Below are 3887 nucleotides of genomic sequence, written 5' to 3'. Positions count from 1 at the left end.
GACGCTTGGCGATCGACAGCTTCGACCACACCTGGAAACCAGCCTGAGCCGACGCCACAGCCCGATCGATCTCCGCCTGGTCCGCCAAACCCAAAGAAGCGATCTGCTCACCCGTCGCCGGATTGAACACCGGAGAACTCTTACCAGAACCGGACTCGACAACAGCACCGTCGATCCAATGACCAATCGTGGGGATCTCGTTGGAAGCCATGATGTGTACCTTCTTACTTCTTCTCGTCTGCGCTGGTGTTCGTGATGCGCTCGGGAACGAGTCCCGGTGGTAGAGGTGGGTCGTGTTGCTGGTTGGGCCGACTCAGTGGCGAACCATCAGTGGTGAACCAGCTTGGCGGCGATGTCCACGGCCGAGGCCACGTCGCCGTCCGGCGGGTAGAGGAGCGTGCGGCCCACGGTGAGCCCGCGGACGCCGGGGAGGGCCAGCGCATTCTCCCAGGAGGCATAGGTGGCCTCCGGGTCCGTACCGGGGTCGCCGCCCAGCAGCAGGGTGGGCAGGGTGGTGGCCTGCATGACGCGTTCCATCTCCGGGACCACTGGCAGCTTCATCCAGGTGTTGGCGCTGGAGGCGCCGAGTCCCGCGGCGATGCCGATGGAGAGGATCACGGCCTCCGGGGAGAGATCGTTGACCACGCGGCCGTTGATGCGGGAGGACATGAAGGGCTCAAGCATGATGGGCAGATCGGCCGCGGCGGCCTCGGTGACCGCGTTGGCTGTGGCTTCCAAGGTGGAGACCGTTCCGGCGTCATCGAGGTCCACCCGGACCAGGGTCTTGGCGAAGTCGATGCCGGAGGAGACCATGGTGGACACGTCGTAGCCGGTGTAGCGGTCGTCCATCTCGAAACTCGCCCCGCGCAGGCCGCCGCGGTTCATGGAACCGACCACCACCTTGTCATCCAGGAGCCCCAGTGCGGCGAGGTCGTCGATGATGTCCGGCGTACCGAGGACGCCGTCCACGCCGGGGCGGGACAGGGCCTCGGCCAGGCGTTCCAGCAGGTCGTAGCGATCGGCCATGGCCGTCGGGTCGTTACCCACGGCCAGGGCGCCGCGCGCCGGATGGTCGGCCGCGACGATGAAGAGGCGACCGTCCCCGCCCAACACGGGCCTGCGCCGTCGGGCATTGAGGGCGTCACGGACGCCGGCGCCGCCCGCGGCCCTGGTGTCGCGGAGGGCCTGGAAGGCCTGCTCGGTGATCTGCGGCATCAGTGGCCTTCTTCCTTCAGTACGGCCTCGATCTCCTCCGTGGTGGGCATGGCCGTGGAGCATTCGCGGCGGGTTGCGACGATGGCGCCTGCCACGTTGCAGAAGCGGAGGATGCGGGTCAGGTCCCAGCCGGAGAGCAGGCCATGGCAGAGCGCGCCGCCGAAGGCGTCGCCCGAGCCCAGACCGTTGACGACCTCGACGAAATGCGGCGGGACCTCCACCGTCTCGTCCGCGGTCTTGGCGAGCACGCCCTTGGGGCCCTGCTTCACAATGGCGATCTCGACGCCGCGTTCCAGGAGTGCGTCGGCTGCACGCAGCGGTTCCGTCTCACCCACGGCGATCTGGCACTCCTCGCGGTTGCCGACGGCGACGGTGGCGTGGTCCAGAGCCGCGTCGATGCGGGTGTGGGCCTGCGCCGGGGACTCCCAGAACATGGCGCGGTAGTCCAGGTCGAACACCGTGTGGCCAACGTTCGCGTCGGCGGCGCGAGCCGCCGTGCGGTGGCGCAGGGCCTCGGTGTGGGTGTCCAGGCTGGGTACCTCGGAGAGGCCGGTGGCCGTGAACCACAGGATCTTCGCGTCGCGCACCGCGTCCAGGTCCAGTTCCTCAGGGCGGATCTGCAGGTCCGGGGCGGAGGGCTCGCGGTAGAAGTAGAGCGGAAAGTCGTCCGCGCCGTGGATGGCGCAGAAGGTGACCGGGGTCTTGAGGGTCTCGTCGGTGCGCACGTAGCGGGGGTCGACTCCCAGGCGGGCGAGTTCCTGGCGAAGGTAGTTGCCGAAGGGGTCGTTGCCCACTCCGGAGATCAGGGCGGGGTGGCGGCCGTGCTTTGCCGCGGCCACAGTGACGTTGGCTGCGGAGCCGCCCAGGTACTTCCCGAATGACGTGACCTGTTCCAGGGGGCCGTCCTGCAGGGGGTAGACGTCGACGCCCAGGCGCCCAAGGGCCAGAACGTCAAAGGTCGTGTCTGCCATGAGGTCAGGTCCCTCGCTTCCGTGTCGGTCTGATCAAGATTTCAGGCCGACCGGAGCGGTGTGCGCCCCATCACGCGACCTTTGTTAGGACAATAGCACCTAACGGGGGAGTCGCGTCAACACCCTGGCCGCGATGGCGAGTGATGAATCGCAGGCCCCCCCGGCGTCATAGTGACACCCGCCACCATGCGAAGAGGTAAAGTTGTCAGAACAAACCGTGGGTGGTGTTGCTGATCGAGTGGAGCACCGCGCCACTGGTACGTCAGTCAACCGATACGTCAGAACGCGGAGGAGCGTGGATGGCTCAGGACAAGCCCTGGTGGTCCGATGAGGTCTTCGCCGACCTGGACCGAACCGGCCCCGTCCCCCTCTGGTTCCAGATCGCCACCCGCCTGCAACAGGCCATCGTCTCCGGCGAGATCCCAGCCGGAACCCGCCTCGAGAACGAGATCTCCATCGGCGAGCGTCTGGGCCTCTCCCGCCCCACCGTCCGCCGCGCCATCCAGGAACTCGTGGACAAGGGACTCGTGGTTCGCCGCCGCGGCATCGGTACGCAGGTGGTGCAGGGTGCCGTCTCCCGCCCGGTCGAGCTGACCAGCCTCTATGAGGACATGCAACGCGGACACCTTTCTCCGGTCACCGAGGTGTTGGCACACGAGACCGTGCCCGCACCGGAACGCGTGGCCCAGCAACTGGGCATCAGGCAAGGCGACGACGTGGTTCGCCTCCGCCGCCTGCGCTCCACCGGCGACGTCCCCGTGGCCGTCATGGAGAACTACCTCCCCGTCGACATCGCGGATTTCTCCATCGAGGACCTCACCGAACACGGCCTCTATGAGCTCATGCGGAAGCGTCGCGTGACCATCAAGGTGGCCCAGCAACGCATCGGAGCCCGCCGGGTGCATGCCGAGGAGTCTCGACTCCTGGACCTGGAGAAGGGTGCCCCCGTGCTCACGATGGAGCGCACCGCCTTCGACGCTTCCGGCCGCGCCGTGGAGTATGGCAATCACTGCTACCGCCCGGACATGTACACGTTCGAGACGAGCCTGGTCGCGAAGTAAGCGCGGGCCGCCGCCCAGGCTTTCCGTCACGACCGCGGGAATTCTCCATGGGGCGCCGACGGAAAGTCTGAGGAAGGTCGAAGCCATCCCCGGGGCTCGGCACCTTGCGAACTCACAACCGCCGCTCCACATTCACACCCGCCGCTCAACAACAGGCCGACGCCCCGGATCGAAACGTGACCCGACCCCGACGAGGAACAGGGCCACCGCGGCCACGGCTGCAGCGATCCATGCACTGAAGTCGGAGAGCAACACCGTGTGCAGATGCGCCATCGTCACGGTGCCCCATGGCTGTCCGGGGAAGGTCACCTGTTCGTGGACCAGGCCGGCGGCTACATATACGAGCACGCACCCGATCGTGGTCCACAACTTCGAAGCCGAGCCGCGAGCCACGGCGAGCGAGATCAACAGGGCCACCGCGAACCCGATGGCGGCCCACCATCCCTGAGGTTCGAACCAATAGCGCTGGAGCACCATCGCCGGGGCGAAGTAACTATCGCCCTTCGCCCCCGCCACCAATCCGCTCACTGCCCCGGGTATCGGGGCAAGCAATGCGACCAGCGCGGCGCCGACGAGCGCCACGGCGAGGTACAGGGCTGATTTCGGAACGGGTTCGCTGGTGGCCTGGCTCATACCCCAT

At 67.1% G+C, this 3887-nt stretch carries 5 protein-coding genes; 1 reads left to right on the top strand and 4 read right to left on the bottom strand.

Annotation, left to right across the window (positions count from 1 at the left end; translation table 11 throughout):
* The 3 genes from Q0A15_RS10865 to iolC form a co-directional block, all read right to left on the bottom strand.
* Window positions 1-211 (bottom strand): aldehyde dehydrogenase family protein (locus Q0A15_RS10865; RefSeq protein WP_291279548.1); only part of this gene is annotated, 211 nt, incomplete at its 3' end.
* A gap of 116 nt (window positions 212-327) precedes the next feature.
* The gene (locus Q0A15_RS10860; protein WP_291279547.1) at window positions 328-1215 is read right to left on the bottom strand and encodes a deoxyribose-phosphate aldolase; all 888 of its coding nucleotides are present in this window, start codon (window positions 1213-1215) and stop codon (window positions 328-330) included.
* Complete coding sequence (iolC, locus tag Q0A15_RS10855) at window positions 1215-2186, bottom strand: 5-dehydro-2-deoxygluconokinase (protein ID WP_291279546.1); 972 nt, start codon at window positions 2184-2186, stop codon at window positions 1215-1217. The genes Q0A15_RS10860 and iolC overlap by 1 nt, the downstream gene beginning before the upstream one ends.
* Before the next feature lie 299 nt (window positions 2187-2485).
* On the opposite strand from iolC, the gene Q0A15_RS10850 reads away from it, so the two are divergent.
* Window positions 2486-3247 carry a GntR family transcriptional regulator gene (locus Q0A15_RS10850; protein ID WP_291279545.1) on the top strand — a complete coding sequence of 254 codons (762 nt, stop codon included), beginning with the start codon at window positions 2486-2488 and terminating at the stop codon, window positions 3245-3247.
* Window positions 3248-3379: 132 nt separating this feature from the next.
* Here the strand turns inward: Q0A15_RS10850 and Q0A15_RS10845 are convergent.
* Window positions 3380-3887 (bottom strand): hypothetical protein (locus Q0A15_RS10845; RefSeq protein WP_291279544.1); only part of this gene is annotated, 508 nt, incomplete at its 5' end.

The sequence above is a fragment of the Galactobacter sp. genome (genome assembly GCF_022712295.1).
In the GTDB taxonomy this organism is placed as follows: domain Bacteria; phylum Actinomycetota; class Actinomycetes; order Actinomycetales; family Micrococcaceae; genus Galactobacter.
Note: the sequence above shows the minus strand (reverse complement) of the source record. Positions and strands in the feature narration are given on the sequence as shown.

Coding starts and splice junctions, on each gene's coding strand:
- Q0A15_RS10860 (WP_291279547.1), bottom strand. CDS start 1,215: ATGCCGCAGATCACCGAGCAGGCCTTCCAGGCCCTCCGCGACACCAGG.
- iolC (WP_291279546.1), bottom strand. CDS start 2,186: ATGGCAGACACGACCTTTGACGTTCTGGCCCTTGGGCGCCTGGGCGTC.
- Q0A15_RS10850 (WP_291279545.1), top strand. CDS start 2,486: ATGGCTCAGGACAAGCCCTGGTGGTCCGATGAGGTCTTCGCCGACCTG.